This is a genomic window from Neobacillus sp. 114, from assembly GCF_030127045.1.
GTDB lineage: Bacteria > Bacillota > Bacilli > Bacillales > Cytobacillaceae > Neobacillus > Neobacillus rhizophilus.
Map to the genome: position 1 here is coordinate 919,504 of NZ_CP126144.1, position 25,083 is coordinate 944,586.

A 25,083-nucleotide genomic window follows, 5' to 3' on the forward strand; every position below is an offset into this window, starting at 1 on the left:
ACCAGAGGCAAATAGGGCTACTGCACGCGATTGGATAACAAGAGCCGAATGAAGGGAGACCTTCACGGTCTGTTCTTTGAGAGACCTCTTTTACTCCATGAACGAGCGCTCGTTAGAGATATCGTATTTTAGAATGTCCATTCTCATCCTGTTTCCCCACTTTTTTAAAAACGGCGCCGACTCATGTCTTTCAACATGGGCCGTCAGCAATTCTTGATCTTGCCACCGCTGGACAGTCAGCATGCGTCCGGCGCGCGCATCTTCCAAAGTAAAGGCATAAAAGAGGCATCCCTTTTCAGCTCTCGTGCTGGAAACGACAGCCTGAACGTCTGCAGTGAACTCATTCACATCAGACGGTTTTAGGTGAACGTAACCCATGAGTATAATCATTGTTGTTCATCCTTTTTTTCTTAATTAAGTTAGCAAATTTCTTCAAAGCTCATTCGCGGTCCTCGCTCTTGGAACGTCGCAAAGTTTTGCGACGTTCCAAGAGGAGTGCGATAATCATTCGAGCTGTCGTCCTTACACGACCGTGAGCACAATCTTGCCTTGAATGTGCCCACCGACGGCTCGTTCATGCGCCTTGCGAGCATCGGCAAGTGGAAACGTGCTGTCGATGGCGACGCGAACCGTCCCGGCATCAAGCAAGCGCCCTAATTCCGCCAGCTGTGGGCCGTTCGAGCGCACTTGGGTCATTGAGACCGTTACGCCCAGTTTCGCGGCCTCCTCGGCGTCGGAGAAGCCTAAGAACACCGGGAACAAAGCGCCGCCACGATTAAGAATACGCAAGAAACGACCAGTGGTGGGACCGCCAAGGGTATCGAGGACGAGATCAACGTCATGCGCGGCGTCCTCAGGAGGGCTCTTGGTGTAGTCGATGAATTCGTCGGCACCGAGCTCGCGCAGGAACGACTCATGCTTCCCCGATGCCACCGCGATGACGTGCGCACCCTTCCATTTAGCCAGCTGCACCGCGAAGTGCCCCACGCCGCCCGCGGCACCATTTATGAGCACCGTCTTGCCGTTGAGCGGCACCGGGAGATGCATCTCCGGTTGAAGCGGGTTCGGTTCACTGTGCCCCAGCTCGATCAGGAACTGCCACGCGGTGAGGCCTGCCATCGGCGCCCCTGCGGCGTGCACGTGATCGATGCCTGCCGGCTTGAGTGCAAGGTCCGATGCTGGCGCGGCGACGTACTCGGCATAAGCAGCGCTCTCCCCAAAGCTAGGAAAGCGAACCATGCCGAAAACTTCATCGCCGACGGAGAAGCCCAGCACATCCGTGGCTACCGCCTCGACGACTCCCGACACGTCCGACCCCAAAATGACGGGAAAGGGCACCTGCGGCCGCCACTCAGGAGGAAGATCCTTATACCCCTCGCGCAGGTACCAGTCGGGGGGGTTGATGCCAACCGCGTGAACGCGGACAAGCACCTCACCCGGTTTCAGTTCGGGAAGCGGGGCCTCCTCGTAACGCAGTACATTAGGGCCGCCGAATTCGTGCAGCCGAATCGCCTTCATTGTGTTTGTAGACATCGCTTTCTCCTTTCACACAAATGTGTTATCCTTATAAGAGCAGTGCTCCACTTAAACGGAACACTGTTCCATTTATTATTATACGGAGCGCCGCTCCGATTGTCAAGGAGGAATCTTATGCGAGCCGATGCGAAGAAAAACTATGAGCACATACTCGCAGTCGCGAGCGTCGTTGTAACCGAGCAAGGCGTCGATGCATCGCTGCGCGAAATAGCTCGCAGAGCTGGTGTCGGGCTCGGCACACTGTATCGTCATTTCCCGACGAGAGAGGCGCTGCTCGAAGCTTTGCTCCGCGCAAGCTTCGACGAGTTTACGACAAAGGCACGTGAGCTCGAAACTGCGAGTTCACCCGATGATGCACTCGTGTCGTGGCTACGCGACGTCGTTGCATTCACGGGCAAGTATCAAGGTGTTGTGGACGCGATGATGGCAGCCAAGGAGGACACAGAGTCCGCACTCCACACTTCATGCGTCACGATGCGCACGGCAGGCACGCGACTTCTCGCTCGCGCTCAGGTCAGGGGTCTGGCGCGTACCGACATGGATGGTGATGACCTGTTCTCGCTAGCTGCTGCGCTTGGGTGGCTCAGCAACCAGCCCTCGTCCGCGCCACGGGCTGAGCATCTCTTCAGCATTATCGCGAGCGCGATCTTGACGAATCGATCGAGCAGCAATTTCAGGGCGTAGCTAAAGTAGTACTACCCTAATAGGGGACTCTAGCACAACGATATCATGCTTAGCTTACAAAAGATTGAACTACCATGGAAGAACGGTTTAAAATTCCATCCTTTGTGGTGAAGCTGTACTTCATGGATGGCTAACGGGATACGATAGTTCAACTTCACTTGCTGCTATGACGAGAACCGGATTCCCTTGTAAGGGTCCGGTTTTTTCTGCAACGCATTGCTTAGCGTACGATTTTTTCCGTTTCGTGAGGTGCCCCCTAAAAGATAGTAAAAGAAAAATTCTTATTATAATTAGTGAAAAAAACAATTATTGTGAAGATTTTCATTTAAACTACCATGAAAATTAACTTCGGTAACCCCGTAAAAAAGCAATACTAAATAGGACGTGGCCCAATCGTTTTTAAAAATGGGGAGAGCGCCTGATTTTGGATTTTTAGATTCGAGTTGAATAGACTTTTGGTTCTTGTAACGTAACTGTGTATCCTAACCTTCTAGTCGTCGTAAAGAATGCAGAACAGTGGATTGCAGTCTCTGCTTATCAAAGAGGGAAACATTTCTTTATATTCGTTCCGATTTCAGCAAATATTTGATTAGCCAAAATCTAATAACACCACATCTTTCTGATAGGCGATACTTTTAGGAGCCTTGAGGCTCTTTTCCTTTTTTGTATGGAAAACTTCGGCGTTTATTGAATGAATTGTCAGGGATTACTAAATGAGTTTTTCGTCTTATTTACGGTAAACAGGCGGGGGATTGTTATTCCTAATCAACAAGAAGGGTTGTGAAATATTTTACTTAAAGTAATGGGGGCGTTAGTGGAAGAACAATTAAGTGATTTTAGGATTCAGACATATCTTAGTTATTCCATTAAAGGGCCAGATTGTTGTATAACTCATTAGAAAAAATCGTTAAAGGTGAAGAGATTGTGAGGATTTTCATTAAAACAAAAGGGAGCAATAGTTTAATAAAAAAGGATAAAACTTTATTATGAAAAATTGATATTTAATCAGACAGGAACCGTCATTTTGATCAATCTATTTTTCAAAATAACGGTTTTTAATACAGCTGTTGTATATGGAAAGAATGGAGTTTTTAATCAATATTTATTTGAAATCTTTAACCATGCCTTTTATATGTATACTTAAAATGAACAATCTCAAAATGTGTAATAAAGCTACATGCAGTAATTGCAACGGAAGATATAGAAAAAACTGATTATTTATAAAAAAATAATTAAGGTAACTCAAAAATGGAGTTACCTTAATCTTTAGCTATCTTTTTATAGTTATTCTTTATACAAATTCTATAATTTCATCTAAATTTCTTCTGGTTTTAGCGCGTTTGGGATCTTCCTTTCTATAGCCAAAAGCTACCATTACTGAAGGCTTCCAATTTTCTCCTTTTATTAATTTTTGTTCTTTTAGGATATTTTCCACTTCATCATAATTAAAGCCTTCCATTGGACAAGAATCTATTCCAATAAGAGCAGCAGATGTCATCATATTAGCCATAGCAATATAACTTTGTTTAGAAGACCAATCGTATAATGCTCGTTCGTTGTTTATAATTCCACGGGCGTCTTGCGTATCTTTTAGAGCATTGGATATAAACTCCATAATTTCATCTGGCATCTTTTGAATGTCTTTCATATGTTTAAAAATATAATCAGAGTCATATCTAACATCAGTGCGACTTAGTATGATTATAAAATGACTTGCGGTATCAAGTTGACTTACTGCACCCAAAGAAACTTCTTTGAGTCGTTCCCTTAATTCAGCATTTTGCACAATTAAAAATTTCCAAGGTTCAAAACCTAATGAGCTTGGAGATAACCTTCCCGCTTCAAGTATAAAGTTAAAATCCTCTTCTGAAATTTTTTTGCTGTTATCGAAATTTTTAGTTGCATGTCTAAACTGTAAAGCATTAATTACTTGTTCTTTTACTAGAAAATCTGTATTCATGATTATTTTCTCCATTCTATGGTTAATTCTGGTTGTTGGTTTATTGGACTAAATTTTGTTTTACCCAATCTTGCAATTCTTTTTCTTTATGCAACTCTGTAAATAGAGAGGAAATAGTCTCACTTTTTAAGACTGTTATCCAAGAAGTTTCCGCTCTTTCCATTAAGTCACTTAGCACACATGCTTCTTTGTCCTTCTTTGGAACCATTTCTCCTAAAACATTATTGGAATAGTACAATGCTTGTTGTCCCTCGATTGCTAGGAAAATATCATATATCCTTATTTCACTAGGGGACTTTTTTAGTTTAAATCCCCCTTTTTTACCAGGAACTGAAGCAATTAGATCAGAATCTGAAAGCTTCCTTAATATTTTTTGAAAATAAGTCGGAGAAGCTCCTATCTGGTTACTTATTGCTTCGCCTGGCAAAACGGACTTAGCAGGTAACATACTAAGTAAACATATGGCATATACACTTTGTTCGAATCCATTTTTAATTTGCATAACAACCTCCTCTTTTCTATAACGAATAAAATACGATAAACAGGATAATGATTATCCTGTTTATCGTATTTTATAAAACAATAATAAAAAAGTAAAGAAAAAAGTGCGGAAATAAAAAAGGAATTGGTTTTTTTACATTATATCGTTATTCACCCTGTCTTTTATGACCCAAATTAGAAACAGCAGCAGCCTTGGAACGATTACTACCCATTGCAGCGAGTTTGCAGAGTTTGCTGCATCTTTTGGAACGCTTTACTACGTTAGTTTAATAAGAATAATTATTTCTTCAAAAAATACGCACTAAAAGTGTGCGTGCTGAGTAGTGTTAAAGGCAAAATAAACTGGCTAAGTTGGAAGGTTCGATTAATTTTTATGATGAGTAAAAAAAGGGACGTTGACAACTCCGTCCTACAAGTGTAGTCTTTATTGTAGATTACACTTGTAGGATGGAGGAGAAAGATGAAGAAAGCAGAGTGCAATATATCTGATGCAGAGTGGATTGTAATGAAGGTGCTATGGGAAGAAACTCCATCTCCATTAACTTCTGCGAAGATAGTAGAGGCTGTAAGTTCTAATAAGAAATGGAGTCCCAAAACAATTCATTCATTAATAAGTAGACTGGTAAAGAAAGGTGCTATAGGTGTAAATAAGGAGATGCCTCTTTATGAGTATTATCCTTTGGTAGATAAAAGAGACTGTGTACTGGAAGAAACAAGGTCGTTTATTCAAAAGGTATACGATGGTTCTATCCACCTTATGCTCGCCAATTTTATAAAAGAAGAGAAGATTTCTGAGAAGGAAATAGAAGAACTGGAAAGATTGCTTCATAAAAAAAATAACGATTAAAAGGCAGGTAATGGGACATGGTTTTATCTGCAGTATTTAAAGAAGTCTTATTACTGTCACTTATGGGTAGTATTCTTGCATTGGGGATACTTGCCGTAAAGGCGATTTTTAGACAAAGGCTTAGTGCAAAGCTTCATTATTATATTTGGATTTTGCTTGTACTTAGGCTAATAGTGCCAATAGACATTCAAAGTCATATAAGCTTTATGAACTTTATTCCAATTGAACAAAAGGAACTTGATCCTCATTTTATAGCAGAACAATATGTTCCTAACATAATACCAAACAGTACTATCACAACCGGAAATACACCGTCTATAGAAGAAAGTAACGCATTAGCTGATCCAGGAATTATAAGTGCTATTTTTAGTTATGATACTGCAGCGGTGCTGTGGATAATAGGTGTTTCATCAATTTTACTGTATATTCTATGTCTAAATATCTTGATGATGGCTAAATTGAAAAAGTGTTCAGCCTGTGATAGAGAAGACCTACTTGAAATTTTAGAAGCAGAAAAAACAAGACTTAAAATAAATTCAAAGATAAAAATTATTTATAGTAATTACTCGAAATCGCCTGCAGTTTACGGGATAATCCGTCCTAAAATATTAATTTCAGAGGAGCTTATAGACAAATTAACCCCAGAAGAGTTTAAGTTTGTGATAAGCCATGAGTTAAATCATATTAGGAATAAGGATTTAGCGGTAAACACCCTGCTTTTGATTGTTAAGGCAATCTATTGGTTCAATCCGTTAATTTGGTATTCACTTAATCAAGTAAAACAAGACTGTGAAGTGGCTTGTGATGCAGCTGTCCTCAGCACTTTAAAGAAAGAAGAAGTCAAAAAATACGGTCAGACTATGATCAATATGCTTAGATTATTCTCAGAAAAAAGGAGTACTACTGGCACACTAGGATATGCAAATAAATACAATAAACGGAGAATTATTATGATTACACGATTTAAAAAAAGTTCGGCAATATCTGCAGTTTTAGCTGTATCTCTTACAATTATGGTAGGCTGCTCAAGCACCATTAAACCAGGTAGTTCAGATGTTATCCCAAATGAAACCAGTGATACAAAAAGTTCTTCTCTGTCAGTGGAAAAAAAATCTCAAGATGAAGCATCACCTAGTAATACAACGCAAGGCAATATAAGCCAAGCATCACAAAGCAATTCAACGCAAGGCAATATAAGCCAAGCATCACAAAGCAATTCAACGCAAGGCAATATAAGCCAAGCATCACAAAGCAATTCAACACAAGTCATCACAAGCAAAGCGACAGCATCGAATAACAATACCACTGCTTCATCATCTAATGGGGATACTCAGAGAAAGCTTCTGTCAAGTATCATGCAATTGGCAAAGCAGGGTAAAATCATAAACTCAGAGTTTCCTGTTAAAACTACTGTTATAGAAGACGTAGAGACAAAGCTAGGAAATCCGGATAAGGTTGATTGGGTACCTAATGCTAAAGGGAATTATGCTGTATTTTCGAAATACAATGTGGTATTTGGATTCAACAAAGGGTCACGAATTTTTGAGGCGAGATCCTTTGATAAGAAATTAAATGAATTATCACTCTCTATGGTAAAGAAAGTATTTGGAATTCCAGCATATGACGTGAAAAGTAAGGATGAGGAAATTATAGGGTATGTTGCAAATTCGGAATACAACATTTTGTTAGTATTTCCTAAGACTTCAAATAGTAATCCGGACCCGGTAATGGACCACTATTCTGTGCTTTACCCTAAGGGTACGGTTAATAATATGTCAAATGATCCGGGAAGACAATGGTGATAAAATATGAAACAAAAAAGCAACGACTGCGGACGAGTTCTGTTATAGGTGCAAACATTATAATTAAAAACTTAAATAGAGGATGAAATGATCATGATTTCATCCTCTTGATTGTTAAAGACTTTCATGAATGGTTTAAAAACAAGAAATAAATAGCGGATGATGAACTCGAAAAAACGTCATAAAAGCTAAAAACGAAAAGTTAGAAAGGGGAATTGGAGTATGAAAAGACATAGGAAATCACGAAATAAACTACTTATTTTTACGATTCCACTTTTAATTTTAGCCTTAATCATTGGCGTTTATTATTATGCAACCAAAGAAAATAGTAGCGAACAGACGACGAAAGGTAAAGAAAGTCCAATTATAACCCAACCCTCCGAAACTCAATCTTCCGGAAAAGTGGATTCGAAGAATGATCAGAATTCAAATCTTGAGAAATTAGTAGAGGAAACGTTTTCCTTATCTAAGGAAGGTATGGTTCAGAATATTCCCTTTGTTTCCGGTAAAACAGAATGGAAGGAAGTAAACAAAGAGTGGGGAAAATCAGATCATATTTCGGAAACGGCTAAAGGCAGGTATGAGGAATACAAAAGTCATCATGCTACAATCGGCTATGCCGATCAGACTGTAAATGATATACGGTCATATGATTCTGAACTGCAAAATATCTCGTTAAATGAAATTAAGAAAACTGGTGGACAACCCGATGCCATTCGATACTATAAAAGTTCAACTGTTGACCAAATGATACTTGTCTATCATGCAACGTCTTCTACTGATTTATTATGGGTTTTACCAGTAAAAACAGAACAGGAGCCCAATCCTAAAGTTGACCATATTTCACTCTTTACACAGCTTGAAAAAACACCAAATCAACAAGCAAAAAAGCCGAATCAACAAGAAAACCAAACCATTTCAGAAGTAATTTCTAAAATGAGTTTAGAAGATAAAATAGGGCAGATGATTCTTGCTGGGGTTTCCGGGACTACAATGGATGCAAGCGCAAAACAATTAATAAGCCAAATCCATGTCGGAGGAATTATTTTTTACAAAAATAATTTTGAAACCCCTGCACAAGCCGTTCAATTTGTGAATCAACTGAAAGCTGGAAATAGTTCAAGTCTACCGCTTTTACTAGGTGTTGACCAAGAGGGTGGACGTGTGACAAGATTGCCGGGTGGACTTGTTAACTTTCCTCCAAATAAACAGATTGGACAAGTAAATAATCCTGATTTTTCTTTTAAAGTCGGAACACTTTTAGGGCAAGAATTAAAAGAATTTGGTTTAAATCTCGATTTTGCACCTGTTCTCGATATTAACAGCAATCCGAATAACCCAGTAATCGGGGATCGATCCTTTGGGAACAATGCGGAAATAGTAAGTAAACTTGGGGTTCAAACGATGAAAGGGATACAGTCTCAGAACGTTATCACGACAATTAAGCATTTTCCTGGTCACGGAGATACATCGGTTGATTCCCATCTGGACCTTCCCATTGTAAATAAAAGCTTTAAGGAACTTAAAGAACTAGAGTTAATACCGTTTGAACGTGCGATTAATCAAGGTGCAGATGTTGTGATGGTCGCTCATATCTTATTGCCTCAATTAGATAAAACGAATCCAGGGACCATGTCAAAAGCTGTCATGACGGATCTTCTTAGAAAACAACTTGGTTTTACAGGAGTAATCATAACGGACGATATGACAATGGGAGCGATAACAGAACATTTTGATATTGGTAAAGCATCGGTAGAATCAGTAAAGGCAGGAAGCGATATTATTTTAGTAGGGCATGACTATAATAATGTTGTAAAGATTATCTCCTCTTTAAAAACTGCTGTTCAAAATGGGGAAATCTCTGAACAAAGATTAAATGAAAGTATAGAAAGAATTATTCAATTAAAAAGGAACTATAGCATTAACGATATGAAAGTAGAAAATCCTAACATAAATGAAATAAATCACTCAATCAATAGTCTTCTGAATAAATATTTACATTAATTATTCATATTGGTTTGTGGTTAACCTTATAATACGAACGGTGCGTTGATCCAAGAAGGATTAATGCACTTTTTTGTTGAAGTTATTTAACTAATGGAGCAGGTTTCTTTAAGAAGAAGTGTAATTGTTTTTAAGGTATCAAAATAGTTATTACATCGTACATAGAAAAAATCCACTCTTATTAGAGTGGATTTTTTCTATTGCCTCTATTTCTCCGAGGTTTTATTCAGTTGATGTAACAGGCGCATGATTGTTTCGTTTATTTCATCCAATTCCTTTTTATTCATGCCAGTAGCGCCGAATAAGGATTGTGGAACACACGATGCCTTTTCCTGTAGGGCTTTACCAGCTTGCGTTATAAAAATGTTCATGACGCGCTCGTCCACTGTGTCACGACGACGCTCGATGAGACCGGCAGCTTCCATACGTTTGAGTAGGGGAGTCAGTGTACCTGTATCAAGATCAAGCACTTCACCCAGCTCTTTAATTGTTCTTTTTGGTTTCTCCCACAGGGTAACTAAGACTAGATACTGAGGATAAGTGAGCTGAAGTTCATCTAGGTAAGGGCGATAAAGTCGTAAGATGGCCCGTGAACAGGCATACAATGAGAAACATAAGTGGTCCTCTAATTTAAGATTATGTGGGTTAGTTTCCATGGTTACACCTCTAATAATAAGTATTTCTCTCATTAATAATTTAACATACCTTCTGAATAAGAAAAAGTGTTTTGCAAAATTTAATTGTTGACAACATTTTAAAATGAAGGTAAGATGAACTTACAAATTAAGTTTTGCACAATACAATTTTGCGAAACTTAAAATAAAAATAATGGAGGAATTTAAAATGAGTAAACTTACAGTAGGATTTGAAAATGGTGCACCGATTGATCTTCACATTGAGGATGTAGGATCTGGAAAACCAGTAGTGTTAATCCATGGTTGGCCACTTAGTGGGAGATCTTGGGAAAAACAAGTACCAGCATTAGTTGAGGCTGGTTACCGAGTAATTACGTATGATCGTCGTGGATTCGGTCAGTCTTCACAGCCATGGAATGGGTATGAATATGATACGTTTGCGGCAGACCTACACAAAATACTGGAGCATCTTGATCTTCGTGACGTAACATTGGTTGGCTTCTCGATGGGTGGAGGCGAGGTTTCTCGTTACATTGGTACTTACGGAACAGAGCGTGTATCAAGAGCTGTACTAGCAGGGGCAGTACCTCCGTATCTTTACAAAACTGAGGATAATCCGGACGGCGGATTTGACGATGCATTAATCAAAGGCTTACAAGATGGAGTAAAGGCAGATCGAATTGCATTCCTCGATAACTTTACGACGAACTTCTTCGCATCTGGGGACAAAACGGATTTAGTGAGCGAAGAATTCCGATTATACAATCGTGACATTGCAGCATTTGCTTCACCAAAGGGCACGCTTGACTGTATCGCAGCGTTTAGTAAAACAGACTTCCGTGGTGATTTAGATAAGTTCAACGTACCAACACTAGTTATTCACGGTGATTCAGATGCCATCGTTCCATTGGAAGTCAGCGGACAAAAGGCGCATGAACGCATTCCGAACAGTCAGCTTGTGGTAATTAAAGGTGGACCTCATGGGTTTAATGTGACGCACGCCGAGGAGTTCAACGCGGAACTGATTCAATTTTTAAATACTACGGAATCAGATTCTAAATAATAAATTTTAATATAAATGAAGGCATCAAATTGCGTGCCTTCATTTATATCAAAATGTATAGCCCCAAAATTCATAGATGTATTCATCTTTGAGTTTTGGGTTTTTTTGCGTTTTTATGTGTATTAAGTTATCTGTTACATACTTATTTTAAAATTTAGGTCCTTTTTTTAATTCTTATTTTTGGTAAAATATACAAATAGTCTTTTTCCTAGGGGTGGCTCAATGTCATTACCTAAAGAAAATGAGGTTTATACTTATGCAAATTTATTCAAAAAGGGTGAAGAGAATGACAGATGACATGGATTCTAAGGCTTGTGAAATTCCCGGAACTGATTGGCATTTTCGAGTGGAACCATCTCCTAGATGGGTAAGGGTGAAGTTCGGAGGGGAAACCATTGTGGACAGCAAACGGGCAGTGTTGGCCTTTGAAGCTGGAAGGTTTCCCGTTTATTATTTTCCCCAAGAAGATGTCCGAATGGATTTGTTGGTAGCATCTGATAATCAAACGGTTTGTTCGCATAAAGGTACGGCCTCCTATTGGTCTATAAAAGTAGGGGATAATATTTCCGAAAATGCAGCATGGAGTTATTTAATTCCTAAACCTGTGGCGCAAGATATCAAAGGATACATCTCATTTTACTGGAGTAAAACAGATGCTTGGTTTGAAGAAGAGACAGAAGTTTTTGTCCATGCCCGTGATCCTTACTGGCGCGTGGATGCAATCCCAAGCTCCCGTCATGTACAAGCTCTTGTAGGTGGTGAAGTGGTTGCTGATAGTCACCGTCCTGTACTTGTTTTCGAAACGGGCTTAGTTACACGTTACTATCTTCCTTTTGAAGATATAAATCAAGATGTTTTATTGCCATCTGAAACTGAAACACACTGTCCTTATAAGGGAATTGCCAATTATTATTCTGTGAAAATTGGCGATGAGCTATTTGAAGATATCATTTGGACCTATAAAGACCCACTTCCAGCGGTTCAAGAAATTAAAGGTCTTTTATGTTTTTATAGTGAGCGAATTGATGCCTTATACATTGATGGGGAAAAGTGGGAGCTGCCTGAAACTAAAAGCTTACCCTATAAAAAGATCGAGTAATAATAGTTAGGCTTGAAATAGAAACGATTATAAGTATGCCCATAAATCCTAAAAACTGCTTCGGCAGTTTTTTTACTACCCGAATAAGGTACAACAGGAAGGTTTAACATTCAAAAAATAGATAGAAACCTTTCGATTGGTTAGATAGATTGAATGGAACAATCCATAAGGTTAATGGTAAAATTTAAAATGCATGTAAGAAATTTTTGAATTAAACGAATTGTAGCGCTTTGTCAGTAAAAATAATGGTTAATTCAAATGAGAGGATATTATGTAAATATGAAGAGCACAGCGGCGGTGGAGTTTGTTAATATCAGTAAATTATTTGAATCTAGGTATGCCATAAAAAATTTAAATTTAACTCTGCCAAAAGAAAAAATTACAACCATTATCGGACCGTCCGGATGCGGGAAATCAACCACACTGAAAATGATTAACAAGCTGATTGAACCCAGTGAAGGAAAAATCCTTATTAATGGACAGGATATCAGTCAAATGGATTCTGTGAACCTTCGAAGAAATATAGGATATGTCATTCAGCAAATTGGACTTTTTCCTCATATGACGATTGAAGAAAATGTTTCACTGGTTCTTCGTTTAAAAGGTGAAAAAAAAGACGAAAAAATGAAAAATAAAGTGACTGAACTTTTAAATCTAATTGACCTTGAGGCCGAAGAATATCGAGATCGCTATCCACATGAACTGAGCGGAGGCCAGCAGCAAAGGATCGGAGTAGCCAGAGCACTCTGTGCCGATCCCTCTATCATCTTAATGGATGAACCCTTCAGTGCTCTTGATCCCATTAGTCGTATCCAATTACAAGATGAGCTTATTCACTTACAAAAAAAGGTGAAAAAGACGATTATTTTTGTTACTCACGATATGGATGAAGCATTAAAAATCTCGAATCAAATGGTTTTACTTAAAGATGGTGAATGTATTCAAAGTGATACACCAATAAACCTGCTTCGCCATCCAAAAAATGAATTTGTCCGCGAATTTATTGGAGAAAAACACTTCAAAGATTCCTTTATCCAACAAATGAATTCACTAGACCCTAACGAGGGTGCACAATGATGAATTGGGTAGAAATTTTAGCCAAAACCGGAGAACATCTTTATTTATCTTTTACGGCACTCTTGATGGCTTGTTTCATTGCGATTCCATTGGGAATTTATTTTGCGAATCACGACCGTCTTGCAACCCCGGTAATTAGAGTTGTACAGGTGATTCAAACTATTCCCAGTCTAGCTTTATTAGGGTTTATGGTCCCTATTTTTGGTATTGGGACACTGCCGGCGATCATCGCGTTAATCCTCTACTCCCTATTACCAGTTCTCCAAAATACCTTTACTGGAATTCTTGATGTAGACAAGTCGCTTATTGAAATTGGAAAAGGTATGGGGATGACAAAGAGACAGATTCTTTGGTTAGTCCAATTACCGATGGCAAGAAGCGTCATTTTAGCAGGTATCCGAATGGCTGCTGTTCAAACCATTAGTATAGCCACGATTGCCACTTTTATTGGAGCCGGTGGATTAGGCGATATCATTATGAGAGGAATCGGAACGCTTGACAATACAACCATTTTAATCGGTGCGATTCCAACTGCTTTACTCGCCATATTTTTAGATCGATTCCTTCTCTATATTGATGAGAAATTAACCCCTAAAGGGTTACGTAAAAAGAATTTGAGGAGAATGAAACAATGAAAAGAAACCTTTCAAAATTCACTCGCCATATATTTGTGGCGATAGCTGGATTAGCCCTGCTTCTTAGTATTGCCGGATGCAGTACTAAATCAGATACAATTACGATTGGCGGAAAAGATTTTGCTGAATCCAAGATTCTTTCCAATATGATGAAACTATTAATTGAAAATAACACGGATGTAAAGGTTAAATTAAAGACCGGGCTTGCGGCCAATATCACTTGGGAGGCCTTAAAAAAAGGAGATATTGATGGCTATGTAGAGTATACAGGTACAGGACTCATTAATATTTTAAAACAAGCGCCTGTAACCGATTCAAAACAAGCCTATAACATCGTAGCGAAAGAATTTCCTAAACAGTACGAAATTAAATGGCTAAAGCCGCTGGGATTTAATAATACGTACGTCGTGACAATGCGTAAAGACCAGGCTGACCAATTGGGTATCAAGACAGTTTCCGATTTAGCAGCGAAATCAGATCAATTAATATTTGGTACGGGCCAAGAATGGCTTGGACGCAAGGATGGCTTCCCTGCTTTTGAAAATACGTATCATGTATCCTTTAAAAAGGTTGTCACCATGGATTATGGATTATGGTATCCTTCCATTTTAAATAAAAAAGTGGACGTGATTATCCCTTACTCAACAGATGGGATGATTGCTAAATATGATTTAGTTCTGCTTAAAGATGATAAGCATTTATTCCCTCCTTACGATGCAGTACCGATTTTTAAAGAGAAAGTGCTTAAAGATCATCCTGGATTGGAAAAGGCAGTCAATGAATTAGCCGGCAAAATTAATGAAAAAGAAATGCAGAAATTGAATGCAAAGGTTGATATCGATAAGGAAGATCCGGCAAAAGTAGCACAAGATTGGTTAAAAGCAAAAGGTCTTATTAAATAAGAACGGCCAATAAGAAGATAGGCATTTGCCTATCTTCTTTGATATTATTGGGATCTCAATACTAGTCGATGGAGCTTGCATTATTTATTGGATTGACTCCATTCCATCCATCCGCCATCATATACACTAATATTTGGCCATCCCAACAGATGCGCAATAAAGAATGCTTCGCTGGCTCTCCATCCGGTACCACAATAAAAAATAACTTTTTTCTCTGAGGTAATTCCTGACTCTCCCCACAAGTTTTCAATTATGTCAAGGTCTTTGAGAACTCCATTTTCCTCATAATCTTCCATGTGGTGGGGATCAGAACCAGCATAGCCCCATACCGAATTGGGGATACGGCCCTTCTCTTTCATATAAGCATAACCAGCAGTTTTACCAGAAAATTCATTCCAAGAACGAACATCAACCACAATGGTGTTTTGATCTTGAATATTTTTTTCAAGATCATTCATTGTCGAAAGATAGTTTGCTTTTGGTAGAAAAAGTTTAAAACTATCCTTGCATTCTTGTATATTTGAAGGATGCTCTTCTAAGCTATATCCAAGAGCTTTCCAAGCATCGATTCCTCCATTAAGTAAACGAACATCTTCTATACCTGCATACATGAATGCCCATGCTGCTCGAGCAGCGGCCATTATTTTTTTTCCGTAAACAATAACGGTTGTTTCATAACTTATTCCCAATTCATTTATAACCTTTTCTAATTGTTCGTTGGAAACAAGATTCCATAAAGGCCCATCTTCTATCGAATTTATATCTAAATACAGTGAACCTGGAATAAATCCATCCCTATATTCAGACTGTTGACCAAACTCAACAAAGACCATAATTAACTTTTGGTTAGATTGATATTTAGGATCATTGATAAGTTCCTTAAGCTCCACGGGTGAAAGTATCTTATGTTGATTTTTATATGGCATGTAAAACTCACCTCTGAATAGTAGCTTGATCGCTATACGATAAAAGCAGGCTTTTCTAAATTAAACAAACAAAACCCTTTAAACAATCATATCCAAACGGATAAAACGGTGCAAATTTATTAATCAGAAATCACTGCCATGGGGCTGCCCTTGGCCAAAAACACAAGGCAGCAGAGGATCTATTCTTGAGTCAATCCACCATAAGCACGCCTATACAATCATTAGAAAAATCCTTGAATATGAAACTGTTTGATCGGGTCGGGCCTGGGTCCGTGAGGGTTCGCTTTTTTTAGTTGGGTAGGAAGCAGAATAATGAAGAAGAGGATGGAAAAAATTCTAGTTGAAGAAAGCTGTTTTTGGTCACGAAATAAGCGGAGAAATTTCTCTTAATTTGGAAATCGCACTGAAAATACCTTAAATAGACGGAAGGATTCCGACTATTGATTCAAAATGGGTAATTTTGCTTTGCTTAATCGGAAAACCTCCGCTTATATCCCCCGAACCGAGCTTTATTCTGCTGTCTAACCGGAAAATCTCCGCTTATTAGCAAAACTAAAGCAGCCCGCAATCGCCTCACATAACCCCTAAATCCTCTTCATCGGAGTCGATTTGGAACAATATTAACGGTTCCTTTTCGTCGACAAATAGATCTTCAAACACATCGTTTTGAACATTAAATGGTTCTCCTCAGAGTATGAAGCTTGTTGAAACAAGATTTATCGGAGAAGTCAGCAGAAGCCATAGTACGGAGATGTTCTAGACATCGGTAGAATCGCTATTTTTGCTAAAGATCAGGTTCCTGTTTAACAAGAGATATTTTGCATGTTTCAAGTGCCTAAATTGTCACCCGGCAGTCACCGTAGAGTCATTTTAGGCAGATATACTGAAGGCAACATAAAAGTCTAGTCACTTTTTAGAAAGGAGAACATATTAGATAAATGGATAAACGAAGAAATCACGCTAGAAAGAGAACGGTAAAAAAGCTATCACTGATAATCGTCTTTCTTATTATTTTTGCAATATGCGGATCGATATTTAGTGGAAGAACGGTCCCATTCATTTAAAATTAATGGAACTATTGGAAGATGGACGGTTTCATGTTTTTGAAAAGAATCTTTTATCTGTGCCCTTGATAAAACAAAAGCCAAAACATCAGAAAGCTGCTTAAAACTTTAAATGAAGAAGGAAAAACCATTATATTAACAGCCATAATAATGAGGATATAGAGATTCTCTGCCAGCATGTGTTTAGAATTCGAAATTATAATTTAGAGCAACTTAAATAATCGAAAAATATTGCTTTTGATCAAGTACCGTTTAAACAGCCACCCCCAATAATCAAGATAATGGAGAGGTTATATGATTAAAATTAAATTAGATGAGCGAAGTAGAATCCCGAAATACGAGCAGCTAGTTGAAGAAATAAAAGATTTGATTTTTAGTAAAGTAATAAAATCGGATGAGAAAATGCCGTCAATTAGAGCGCTATCAAAGGAAATTATGATTAACCCGAATACAGTACAAAAATCATAATCTCAACTTGAAAATCAAGGATATTTATATTCTATAAAAGGAAAAGGTTATTATTTTTCACCTATTGATATAATTCCAATAGAACAAAGAATCGAGAATGAGTTAAAACCACAGATTTAATTCATAAGTCTGATAAAAATAAATAGGAAATTTTTACCTTATAATCCATATTTTTAATCTGTAAACTAATACGTAGTTGATAAGATCATTTTTTAGGGAGAAAAAGGAAAAAATGAATTTATCCCTCAAGGATCTATAAGAGCTGTTTCTGTTTATTTTATGCTCTTCAATGCTTTTTGCATTTTCGGCACAGTCTAAGACCAAAAAGCATCATCCCCCTAACACGTTTCATATTAACGGTTGGGGAGCGAAACGGGATTCATTCATTGGTTTACAGGCAGAAAATATATTGTGTCAAAGATTCATTTATTTTCGGTAAATTTAAAAAGACAAGAAACTTAAATATTAGGTGTCTTTCTGATTTGACATATTTTCGGAAAATTCAGTCTATACATTGTTTAGGATATATTACCATCATTTACTTGTGATAGGTACCAACTAGTCGCTAATAGAAAAATAACACTTGTAAAGGAGGCGATTTAATGACATTATCTCAAGGATTTTGACAATATATATTTGGATGGGAACCATTATTTCGTATGTCTCGATCATTAAACCAAATAAGTTTTATTAGTATCCAGCATAGTAAATGCATGCAGCTTCTCTCAATATCGTTATATTTTTATAGGTTAAATTAATATTTTTATAGAGGAGATTTTTATTTTGAAAAATAAAATAAAAAGTATGCTGAGTATTTTATTGAGCTTTGCAATTGTTTTCGGCGGAATTGGGCAAACAGTGGTGGCTAAGGGTATTAACGATGCTAATCAAGGCCAACAAAAGAATTCTAGTGAGGAAAGTGTAAAACAGTGGTTAAGTGAATATGAATTCTATGAAGATACCAGAGATGGAAAAATCTATGATAAGGTGGCAATAAATGAATTAAAGCGTTTCACAAAAGTAATAAAAGATACGAATGCTAAGTTTGATTCAAATGCACTAAGAGGAGAATTTGATAAAACCGGTGACTTAAAGCAAACAGGTATGAATGACCTTGATAGGTTTGAACAATTGATTAACCAATATGAACAAGCAGTTCAAGAGGAGTATATAAAAGAAGTGGTTCTTAAAAGTGATCTGCTCTTGGAAATCAAACATAGTTTAACAGTATATCTATGGGGGTATATCTCAAAAAACGATTTTAATAAACCAACTGAAGTATTACTTGCGGATATACTCTTTAATTTTTATTTATCGGATAAAATTGTCAATAAAAATGCGATTGGCATCTTAAAGGATATCGCCGATCAATCAGATGACCAAGGAAATAGAATAAAAGCTCATTTGAATAACGCAGTAAAAATGACTGAAAAAGGGAATGAGTTTCTAGAAAAGGATCTAGCTATCCCTGCAGCAAAATCCTATCAAAATGCATATAAACAAGCGTTATTCGGACTTGAAAAAGCAGGCTATTCATTTAACACAGAATTCTTTGATTCTACCTCTGACACGGATGGTGACACGATAACAGATGGAATAGAATTCCTAGAGGGAATGAATCCATTTAAAAAGGATACAGATGGTGATGGATTAAAGGACAATATTGAATATGAAGTTAAATCATTTATTTCCCCGACAAAATATGATACAGATGGTAATGGCATAAGTGATGCAGATGAAGATATCGATAAAGACGGCCTGAGTAATAAAGACGAGCAAGCTAATCAAACAAATTTGATGAAAGGAGATTCAGACCAAGATGGTTTAACGGACGGATTTGAAGTACATCAGTTTAAATCATTACCTACTAAGTATGATACAGATGGCGATGGATTAAGTGATGGAGATGAATATGCGTTAAAGACAAATCCGAATGCTGCAGACAGTGACAATGACGGAATCGAGGATTCACAAAAACTCTATAAACAATCGATTAGTAAATCATTGATTCAGCCTGATAAATCAGAAATTAAAAGCGTAGAAGTTGAGTTTAGTGCAAAGGGTAATATTAATAATACCACTAGAATTAGCAGCACAAACAACGTTAAAACAACTAATTTACACGGTATTATTGGTTCTCCTGTAAGCATCACAACCAAATCAGAATTTGAGAAAGCAAGTATTACGTTTACTTATGATGAAGCGAAGCTAGGAGACACAGCGGAAAATGATTTAGGCATCATTTGGTACAATGAAGAGAAGGAAATGTATGAAGGCCTTAACGCTGTGTTAGATGCAAGTAAAAATACAATAAGTGTGGAAGCTGATCACTTTGGCGAATTTCTGGTGGTTGATAAGAAAAAATGGCTGGAGCTTTGGAGCAGGGAAATAGACTACTCAAGGACGCATGGAAAGAATGATCAAGCTGCAAGCAATGATAAGTTGAATGAGTTTGTCGCTAGCGATGATCCAGGTGATGGAGGGATCGATACAACAGATTCCGATGGGGATGGCCTATACGATATCTATGAAATTAACGGAATGAAAACACCATACGGTATCATCTACTCAGATCCTAACAAGAAAGATACTGATGGAGATGGATTAACCGATGGGGAAGAAATGGGTCCGTTCAAATCATTCACGGCAACCATTTTTGGCGTTACGATTCATTTTGAAGGTTTCTTTCCAACGAGTTTTCCTGACCGAAAAGATAGTGACGGAGATGGAAAGTTAGATAATGTGGATTCAAGACCGTTGGACGCTAATTTTTCCGATACAGTCATTTTCCAATCAGCTCGGCCAGAAGGCTATGATGCAAATGGAAATGTAGCGAATGATATGAAAACAAATGATTACACAGAAGATGAAATCAAAGACCTTAGCTGGATGTTCAGACTCCAATTACTTGAATCTTCTTTCCCAAATATTCTCTTTTATGAGTTCGAGGATATGTCAACAAGCTTGTTTGCCATGGGAGATATGGAAGATGTAATTTTAGATATGATCAATCATTTTAGAGATGGAACTGGAACAGAGTACAGAAACCAGACTTTAACAAAAGAAGCAAGTGAGCATGAAACAACGAAAGCTTATGTTGAATTTGTCAAAACGGCCTTAGTGGATGAGCTAAAGAAAAATGGAGGTAATTTGGCAGCACTTCAGTTTGATAAAAGTACAAAGGAAACTAATCAATTTTATCAATATATACAGGATAAAGCTAGTTACCCGACGTTTAGCACTTGGAGTGATCGAATAGGCGGACTTACCATTACAGTAAATGATACTTGGGGAAATACGGTATCCGTAAAAGATTTTTCAGTAGAGAAGAATCACTTTAAAGGAGTCATGCATGTTCGTTTATATGATCATTTTGGGTTGGATCAGCCAGATGTAGAGAAGGTGTATAAGAACTTAGCAGGATTCCGCTCCTGGTTTGTCCTACAGCATTATGATGAATATAATAGTAAATATAAGCCCTTTGTTACTGTAATGGAAATGGATATACCATTTGAAGGAGATTTGAGTGATTAAAGTTAATGTAAAAATAATCGTTTTGATGATTTGTATACTCTTCATTTCACTAAACTTAATGGGATGTACCAAGAATGAGGAATCAAGCGGGGAAACAAAGATTTTCGAAATTGCCAATACAGAAGAGGTCATTGGTAAAAAGGATGAAGGAGTGGTGACTCTTAGAAAGCATTATATGATTCTAAATCCACCAAAAGATTTAATAGAATTGAAAGAATTAGTTGAAAAATACAGTAAGGATCATCCAGTTGAAGGAGAAATGAAAGTAATAGAAGGAAAAAACAGGACTTTTTATATGTCCTTCTATAGGGAAAGTGACGATTTGCCGAGAGACTGGCAGCCTGATGAAGGTTACATGAATACAGATCGGATAGAACACCATAAGGCTAATCTAATTGCATCTATAATTTGGTCTGATGCTGAACCACAAAAAGAATACAATGTTTATGGTGAAAGTAAAGAAGGAAAAATTAAGCGGATGCGTTTTATTGAGGATCAGCTTGTTGAGTGATACACTATCATACACTAAAAAATAAAGAAATGGAAATTGTTAGAAACTACAACAGGAACACTACATGATAGACTAGGGATCACTATGAATGTTTCCCATAGTGGCCCTCATTACTCGAATCGTTTCCATACCCTATTAAAACTTTAATATTCCCTAATACCAGCTAATATAATTTTTTCTTTGTTCCGTTAAAGGGCGTGTTGAAGTTCATTAGTCTAATTCCTTGGAAAAAATGCAGAGGAATTAGACTTTTTTTATCTCTCTATATCCCTAACGTTGTAAATCCATACTTTTTTTACATTACACCATTGGTAAACACGTTGGCCCCAAGTGGTGAATCTTGTGGCAATCGGCGGGAAAAAACATGGCAGAGTGGTACATTCCTATGGCCGTAATCACACTAGATTACTTATCTAGTGTTTATTTTATTTAACGGATCAAGTGGAATACTAAAGTTGCTTTCATTAGGATAAAAGCTTAGATTGTAAGTAGGAATTGGGGATTTATATGGAAAAATCAAAAAATAATCAAATTAAAATAACTGCTGGCTTGGTGGCTGTATATTTATTTGTATTAACATGGATGATCCTCTTTAAAATGCATTTTTCATTTCAAGACTTGCGTCATTTCACGGATTTTAGGGGAATCAACTTAATCCCTTTTGCTGGTTCAGTTAGTAAAAACGATCAAATAGATACAACTGCCATAGTAGTCATCAAAACTGAGATAAAGCATAACGGCTCAACCGAAAACACTCCAAAAGTATCTATTAAAATAAAGTCGCAATTGTTAAACTATTAACAACATCACGGGTTGGCTTCAATTTAATCCTATAGGAGGGAAGAAAATGGAGCGAAAAGTACAAGTGATTCCGTTTCAAGTGGTAGAACAAGTAGAAAAAGTCAACGAAATTCCCAAAGGGATCGAAATGATCCAAGCGCCGAAAACCTGGAACCAAACAAAGGGAGAAGGAATAACAATTGCCATTTTGGACACCGGCTGTGATTTAACCCATCCGGACTTAAAAGAACGAATTGCCGGCGGAAGAAACTTCACGAATGATGATAACGGAAACCCTGATGTCTATCGGGATTACAATGGACATGGCACCCATGTTGCCGGGACAATTGCCGCTATACAAAATAATAGCGGGGTTGTAGGTGCAGCTCCTGAAGCAAATCTACTTATTATCAAGGTACTGGACAAGAATGGTTCAGGACAATATGAATGGATTATTAATGGGATTTATTATGCCATCGAACAAAAGGCAGATATTATCTCCATGTCGCTTGGCGGCCCGGAGGATGTCCCTGAACTGCATGAAGCGATACAAGAAGCGGTTGCCAATAACATTCTTGTGGTTTGTGCCGCAGGAAACGGGGGTGACGGCAATGCTTCAACAGATGAATTCGATTATCCGGGTTCATATAATGAAGTAATTAGCGTGGGGGCCGTTGATTTGGCGAGAAGCCCTTCAAGGTTCTCCAATTCAAATAATGAAGTAGACTTAGTGGCTCCCGGGGAGAAAATTCTATCAACCTATTTAAATGGAAAATATGCCGTTTTAAGCGGAACTTCAATGGCCACACCACATGTATCCGGAGCGATGGCGCTGGTAAAAAACCTTGCCAATAAAAGCTTTGAACGGAAGCTTACAGAGCTCGAACTTTATGCTCAATTAATTAAAAGAACGGTACCATTAGGAAATTCGCCAAAGCTTGAAGGCAATGGAATCGTCTATTTAACGGTAACCGACCAATTATCGGAAATCTTAAATAATCAAGTCGTTCCTGAAGAAGTGAAATTATGAGAAACAGTCTCGAACTGTTGACGACAGAACGGGAGGCAGCAAAGTCAGCCTATTTGGAATACAGCAATAACCACAGCTACTATGAGGAACAAAAAGATATAGAAATCCAGCAAAACTATTATAAAAATACTTCACTTGAAAAAGACAGTATCCATCAATTAATAGAAACGACACACAGGAATAAGCTTAATTACGCTCCACATCGATATGTTTATCCATGGGTGGATCTTCATGAGAATGGCAAACTCAAAAGCATCTATTCAGGGAAGGAGATGGATCCTCTTACTGTTATTGAGGAGGATATTCATATTCTAGAAACCATATCAAGCGGCAGTATGACAAGTTTAGCTGATGAAATCACATTGAATTGTGAGCATGTCGTTCCGCAGTCATGGTTTCATAAGAATGAGCCAATGAAGGGGGATTTGCACCATTTATTTGCCTGTGATCCTGCATGTAACAGCCGCCGAGGAAACAATCCTTATGATGATTTTCCCGACTATGTCCCGAAAAGCCATGCTTTAGGATTGAAGGAAGGCTGCGGTATGGCCGATGAAGGGAAGTTTGAGCCTGAATATGGCAAGGGAATTGTTGCAAGAGCTACCTTTTATTTTTTAACCCGATATCCAGGGATCATAAGTAATAATCTTGTTAATCTGCAGGTATTAATGGATTGGCATATGCAGTTCCCCGTGTCTCTTTACGAAAAACACCGGAACTTGGCTATCTTTGAGCTGCAAGGGAACCGGAATCCGTTCATTGATTTTCCGGAAATGGCGGAACAATGGATTAGGAAATAAATAATGTCTTCAGGTGAATTTTTCTCTGCCAGCTGTATTTAAATAGTTCAAATAGGAAAAACAGCACGTTCATTCGTGCTGTTTTTCTTTTTAGGCATGATCTTTTGCCTCTTTTTTATGTTCTTTTGTGCTCTTATGACTCTTAGGATTGCCAAGTTTGGCAATCCTATTACCTCTGGTCCCTTTAACAATGGAACCATTTCGTTTAATGGTGCATGAACCAAAGGTTTTTTCTTGAACTGGTTCTTCCATAAATCCTTTTCTCCTAGTTTCCTATATTCTTTTTCCTTCTGATTTGCCGCAAAAATCGGCTATTCGTTCCTAATAAAATCATTTTCGATGTGTAGTAGGTAAATTCCTTCAAGTTTTCAGCAGTAAAGATATTATCTTTTAGTATAAATACACCTAAACCTAATTTCAAATTCCCGTAATTTCGAACCGTAATAAACTGTTTAATGGGACTTTCCCACAATTCCATTCTGCTATTGACCGCAGGTTCTTTTACCCGAACGTAAGGCATGTCTAATGAAGAGTTCAGCAGCTTTGCTACTCCGTCCATGTCAGCCGGTGGGTTTAAGTAAACTAGTTCGACGTCGTTGTCTTTTCCTTCGAAGTACCAAACAAATTCAATTTGCCGTTCTTTAAGACCGAAAATCCGCTGGATCTCTGTCTGATGACTAATCATGAAGATCGTCACTTTCTCGTCGATGACTCTAAGAGGAGAGTGCTGATCAAGTGCTGTCAATACATCCCCTAACTTGTCCTCAAGATTTAAATAGGAATCGTAATCATGAATGGTACAGGCAATCAGTGCGGAAGGCTTTTGAAAAATGACCTTTTTCACTATTAAAAAAGCATTTACGAAACCCACGGTAAATAAACCATATATAAAAATTAAAAGAATAAATTGTAAGGCCTGCAGTAAAGGGCTATTTTTTGTACGATACTTTAAAAAATCAGCAGTAAGGAGAATCGACATTTTTCTGTGGAGATCCTTCATTATTTCGGCGTCATTCGACATAAAGTAGAAAGAAAATAACGTGATTAATAGAAATAAAATTAAGCCAGGTACGCCAAATTTTTTAAACCTCTCTTTCCAAGCCAAATAAGCACCGCCCCCCTTATTTGGCTCATATTTTACAAAAGTAATTTTGATTTTACAAGATATTTTAGGAATTTTAGTTATTATTTACCAGTATTGATTGGTCTAGATCTTTTTAAAGTA

23 protein-coding genes and 1 pseudogene are annotated in these 25,083 nt (G+C 37.8%); 16 read left to right on the forward strand and 8 right to left on the reverse strand.

What is annotated here, in order from left to right; all coding sequences use genetic code 11:
* Nucleotides 1–90 precede the first annotated feature (90 nt).
* The gene (locus QNN06_RS04445) at nucleotides 91–390 is read right to left on the reverse strand and encodes a putative quinol monooxygenase (protein ID WP_284037098.1); all 300 of its coding nucleotides are present in this window, start codon (nucleotides 388–390) and stop codon (nucleotides 91–93) included.
* Nucleotides 391–522: 132 nt separating this feature from the next.
* Nucleotides 523–1,533: an NADP-dependent oxidoreductase gene (locus QNN06_RS04450; RefSeq protein WP_284037099.1), complete on the reverse strand. Its 1,011-nt coding sequence runs from the start codon at nucleotides 1,531–1,533 to the stop codon at nucleotides 523–525.
* A gap of 117 nt (nucleotides 1,534–1,650) precedes the next feature.
* Between QNN06_RS04450 and QNN06_RS04455 the strand changes: the two genes are divergently transcribed.
* Nucleotides 1,651–2,220 (forward strand): TetR/AcrR family transcriptional regulator, encoded by a 570-nt coding sequence (locus QNN06_RS04455; RefSeq protein ID WP_284037100.1) that lies wholly within the window; start codon nucleotides 1,651–1,653, stop codon nucleotides 2,218–2,220.
* Nucleotides 2,221–3,511: 1,291 nt separating this feature from the next.
* Here QNN06_RS04455 and QNN06_RS04460 read toward each other — a convergent pair.
* Both QNN06_RS04460 and QNN06_RS04465 read right to left on the reverse strand, forming a co-directional pair.
* Nucleotides 3,512–4,180 (reverse strand): NAD(P)H-dependent oxidoreductase, encoded by a 669-nt coding sequence (locus tag QNN06_RS04460; RefSeq protein WP_213118607.1) that lies wholly within the window; start codon nucleotides 4,178–4,180, stop codon nucleotides 3,512–3,514.
* A 40-nt stretch (nucleotides 4,181–4,220) separates the two neighbouring features.
* On the reverse strand, nucleotides 4,221–4,682 hold the full coding sequence (locus tag QNN06_RS04465; RefSeq protein ID WP_284037101.1) for an Rrf2 family transcriptional regulator: 462 nt from the start codon (nucleotides 4,680–4,682) through the stop codon (nucleotides 4,221–4,223).
* A 459-nt stretch (nucleotides 4,683–5,141) separates the two neighbouring features.
* On the opposite strand from QNN06_RS04465, the gene QNN06_RS04470 reads away from it, so the two are divergent.
* The 3 genes from QNN06_RS04470 (at nucleotide 5,142) to nagZ (ending at nucleotide 9,334) form a co-directional block, all read left to right on the forward strand.
* A complete protein-coding gene (locus tag QNN06_RS04470; protein ID WP_213118605.1) occupies nucleotides 5,142–5,528 on the forward strand; it encodes a BlaI/MecI/CopY family transcriptional regulator in 387 nt (128 codons plus the stop codon).
* 17 nt (nucleotides 5,529–5,545) lie between these two features.
* A complete protein-coding gene (locus tag QNN06_RS04475; RefSeq protein ID WP_284037102.1) occupies nucleotides 5,546–7,330 on the forward strand; it encodes a M56 family metallopeptidase in 1,785 nt (594 codons plus the stop codon).
* Nucleotides 7,331–7,552: 222 nt separating this feature from the next.
* On the forward strand, nucleotides 7,553–9,334 hold the full coding sequence (gene nagZ / locus QNN06_RS04480; RefSeq protein WP_284037103.1) for a beta-N-acetylhexosaminidase: 1,782 nt from the start codon (nucleotides 7,553–7,555) through the stop codon (nucleotides 9,332–9,334).
* Nucleotides 9,335–9,540: 206 nt separating this feature from the next.
* On the opposite strand, the gene QNN06_RS04485 is transcribed toward nagZ, so the two are convergent.
* On the reverse strand, nucleotides 9,541–9,990 hold the full coding sequence (locus QNN06_RS04485; protein WP_284037104.1) for a MarR family winged helix-turn-helix transcriptional regulator: 450 nt from the start codon (nucleotides 9,988–9,990) through the stop codon (nucleotides 9,541–9,543).
* Between the two features lie 187 nt (nucleotides 9,991–10,177).
* On the opposite strand from QNN06_RS04485, the gene QNN06_RS04490 reads away from it, so the two are divergent.
* From QNN06_RS04490 to QNN06_RS04510, 5 genes and pseudogenes are all read left to right on the forward strand, one after another.
* Complete coding sequence (locus tag QNN06_RS04490) at nucleotides 10,178–11,032, forward strand: alpha/beta fold hydrolase (protein ID WP_284037105.1); 855 nt, start codon at nucleotides 10,178–10,180, stop codon at nucleotides 11,030–11,032.
* 298 nt (nucleotides 11,033–11,330) lie between these two features.
* Nucleotides 11,331–12,131, forward strand: coding sequence for a DUF427 domain-containing protein (locus QNN06_RS04495; RefSeq protein ID WP_284037896.1), 801 nt, complete (start codon nucleotides 11,331–11,333; stop codon nucleotides 12,129–12,131).
* A gap of 279 nt (nucleotides 12,132–12,410) precedes the next feature.
* Nucleotides 12,411–13,154: pseudogene (locus QNN06_RS04500) on the forward strand (ABC transporter ATP-binding protein); the annotation flags it as partial.
* 53 nt (nucleotides 13,155–13,207) lie between these two features.
* The gene (locus tag QNN06_RS04505; RefSeq protein ID WP_249366704.1) at nucleotides 13,208–13,843 is read left to right on the forward strand and encodes an ABC transporter permease; all 636 of its coding nucleotides are present in this window, start codon (nucleotides 13,208–13,210) and stop codon (nucleotides 13,841–13,843) included.
* Complete coding sequence (locus QNN06_RS04510; RefSeq protein WP_284037106.1) at nucleotides 13,840–14,745, forward strand: ABC transporter substrate-binding protein; 906 nt, start codon at nucleotides 13,840–13,842, stop codon at nucleotides 14,743–14,745. Before QNN06_RS04505 ends, QNN06_RS04510 begins: the two co-directional genes overlap by 4 nt.
* Before the next feature lie 80 nt (nucleotides 14,746–14,825).
* Here QNN06_RS04510 and QNN06_RS04515 read toward each other — a convergent pair whose 3' ends face one another.
* Entirely contained in the window at nucleotides 14,826–15,671 is an 846-nt protein-coding gene (locus QNN06_RS04515) for a sulfurtransferase (protein ID WP_284037107.1), read from the reverse strand.
* A gap of 122 nt (nucleotides 15,672–15,793) precedes the next feature.
* Between QNN06_RS04515 and QNN06_RS04520 the strand changes: the two genes are divergently transcribed.
* The 7 genes from QNN06_RS04520 (at nucleotide 15,794) to QNN06_RS04550 (ending at nucleotide 23,858) form a co-directional block, all read left to right on the forward strand.
* Nucleotides 15,794–15,964 carry a LysR family transcriptional regulator gene (locus QNN06_RS04520; RefSeq protein WP_213118907.1) on the forward strand — a complete coding sequence of 57 codons (171 nt, stop codon included), beginning with the start codon at nucleotides 15,794–15,796 and terminating at the stop codon, nucleotides 15,962–15,964.
* 1,065 nt (nucleotides 15,965–17,029) lie between these two features.
* Nucleotides 17,030–17,203, forward strand: a complete 174-nt coding sequence (locus QNN06_RS04525; RefSeq protein ID WP_213118595.1) for a GntR family transcriptional regulator — start codon at nucleotides 17,030–17,032, stop codon at nucleotides 17,201–17,203.
* Nucleotides 17,204–17,986: 783 nt separating this feature from the next.
* Nucleotides 17,987–20,737, forward strand: coding sequence for a DUF3289 family protein (locus QNN06_RS04530; protein WP_284037108.1), 2,751 nt, complete (start codon nucleotides 17,987–17,989; stop codon nucleotides 20,735–20,737).
* Nucleotides 20,730–21,248 carry a hypothetical protein gene (locus tag QNN06_RS04535; protein WP_213118593.1) on the forward strand — a complete coding sequence of 173 codons (519 nt, stop codon included), beginning with the start codon at nucleotides 20,730–20,732 and terminating at the stop codon, nucleotides 21,246–21,248. The genes QNN06_RS04530 and QNN06_RS04535 overlap by 8 nt, the downstream gene beginning before the upstream one ends.
* Nucleotides 21,249–21,755: 507 nt before the next feature.
* Nucleotides 21,756–22,049, forward strand: a complete 294-nt coding sequence (locus QNN06_RS04540) for a hypothetical protein (RefSeq protein ID WP_213118592.1) — start codon at nucleotides 21,756–21,758, stop codon at nucleotides 22,047–22,049.
* A gap of 46 nt (nucleotides 22,050–22,095) precedes the next feature.
* A complete protein-coding gene (locus tag QNN06_RS04545) occupies nucleotides 22,096–23,058 on the forward strand; it encodes a S8 family peptidase (protein WP_284037109.1) in 963 nt (320 codons plus the stop codon).
* On the forward strand, nucleotides 23,055–23,858 hold the full coding sequence (locus QNN06_RS04550) for an endonuclease I family protein (protein ID WP_284037110.1): 804 nt from the start codon (nucleotides 23,055–23,057) through the stop codon (nucleotides 23,856–23,858). The genes QNN06_RS04545 and QNN06_RS04550 overlap by 4 nt, the downstream gene beginning before the upstream one ends.
* A 90-nt stretch (nucleotides 23,859–23,948) precedes the next feature.
* Here the strand turns inward: QNN06_RS04550 and QNN06_RS04555 are convergent, their stop codons facing one another.
* Both QNN06_RS04555 and QNN06_RS04560 read right to left on the reverse strand, forming a co-directional pair.
* Nucleotides 23,949–24,110, reverse strand: a complete 162-nt coding sequence (locus QNN06_RS04555; protein WP_213118589.1) for a hypothetical protein — start codon at nucleotides 24,108–24,110, stop codon at nucleotides 23,949–23,951.
* A 13-nt stretch (nucleotides 24,111–24,123) separates the two neighbouring features.
* Nucleotides 24,124–24,963 carry a hypothetical protein gene (locus QNN06_RS04560; RefSeq protein WP_213118588.1) on the reverse strand — a complete coding sequence of 280 codons (840 nt, stop codon included), beginning with the start codon at nucleotides 24,961–24,963 and terminating at the stop codon, nucleotides 24,124–24,126.
* Between the last annotated feature and the right edge of the window lie 120 nt (nucleotides 24,964–25,083).

Bases quoted from the DNA above. Each gene is read 5' to 3' on its own strand.
- QNN06_RS04445 (WP_284037098.1), bottom strand. From the start codon at position 390: ATGATTATACTCATGGGTTACGTTCACCTAAAACCGTCTGATGTGAAT.
- QNN06_RS04450 (WP_284037099.1), bottom strand. From the start codon at position 1,533: ATGTCTACAAACACAATGAAGGCGATTCGGCTGCACGAATTCGGCGGC.
- QNN06_RS04455 (WP_284037100.1), top strand. From the start codon at position 1,651: ATGCGAGCCGATGCGAAGAAAAACTATGAGCACATACTCGCAGTCGCG.
- QNN06_RS04460 (WP_213118607.1), bottom strand. From the start codon at position 4,180: ATGAATACAGATTTTCTAGTAAAAGAACAAGTAATTAATGCTTTACAG.
- QNN06_RS04465 (WP_284037101.1), bottom strand. From the start codon at position 4,682: ATGCAAATTAAAAATGGATTCGAACAAAGTGTATATGCCATATGTTTA.
- QNN06_RS04470 (WP_213118605.1), top strand. From the start codon at position 5,142: ATGAAGAAAGCAGAGTGCAATATATCTGATGCAGAGTGGATTGTAATG.
- QNN06_RS04475 (WP_284037102.1), top strand. From the start codon at position 5,546: ATGGTTTTATCTGCAGTATTTAAAGAAGTCTTATTACTGTCACTTATG.
- nagZ (WP_284037103.1), top strand. From the start codon at position 7,553: ATGAAAAGACATAGGAAATCACGAAATAAACTACTTATTTTTACGATT.
- QNN06_RS04485 (WP_284037104.1), bottom strand. From the start codon at position 9,990: ATGGAAACTAACCCACATAATCTTAAATTAGAGGACCACTTATGTTTC.
- QNN06_RS04490 (WP_284037105.1), top strand. From the start codon at position 10,178: ATGAGTAAACTTACAGTAGGATTTGAAAATGGTGCACCGATTGATCTT.
- QNN06_RS04495 (WP_284037896.1), top strand. From the start codon at position 11,331: ATGGATTCTAAGGCTTGTGAAATTCCCGGAACTGATTGGCATTTTCGA.
- QNN06_RS04505 (WP_249366704.1), top strand. From the start codon at position 13,208: ATGAATTGGGTAGAAATTTTAGCCAAAACCGGAGAACATCTTTATTTA.
- QNN06_RS04510 (WP_284037106.1), top strand. From the start codon at position 13,840: ATGAAAAGAAACCTTTCAAAATTCACTCGCCATATATTTGTGGCGATA.
- QNN06_RS04515 (WP_284037107.1), bottom strand. From the start codon at position 15,671: ATGCCATATAAAAATCAACATAAGATACTTTCACCCGTGGAGCTTAAG.
- QNN06_RS04525 (WP_213118595.1), top strand. From the start codon at position 17,030: ATGATTAAAATTAAATTAGATGAGCGAAGTAGAATCCCGAAATACGAG.
- QNN06_RS04540 (WP_213118592.1), top strand. From the start codon at position 21,756: ATGGAAAAATCAAAAAATAATCAAATTAAAATAACTGCTGGCTTGGTG.
- QNN06_RS04545 (WP_284037109.1), top strand. From the start codon at position 22,096: ATGGAGCGAAAAGTACAAGTGATTCCGTTTCAAGTGGTAGAACAAGTA.
- QNN06_RS04550 (WP_284037110.1), top strand. From the start codon at position 23,055: ATGAGAAACAGTCTCGAACTGTTGACGACAGAACGGGAGGCAGCAAAG.
- QNN06_RS04555 (WP_213118589.1), bottom strand. From the start codon at position 24,110: ATGGAAGAACCAGTTCAAGAAAAAACCTTTGGTTCATGCACCATTAAA.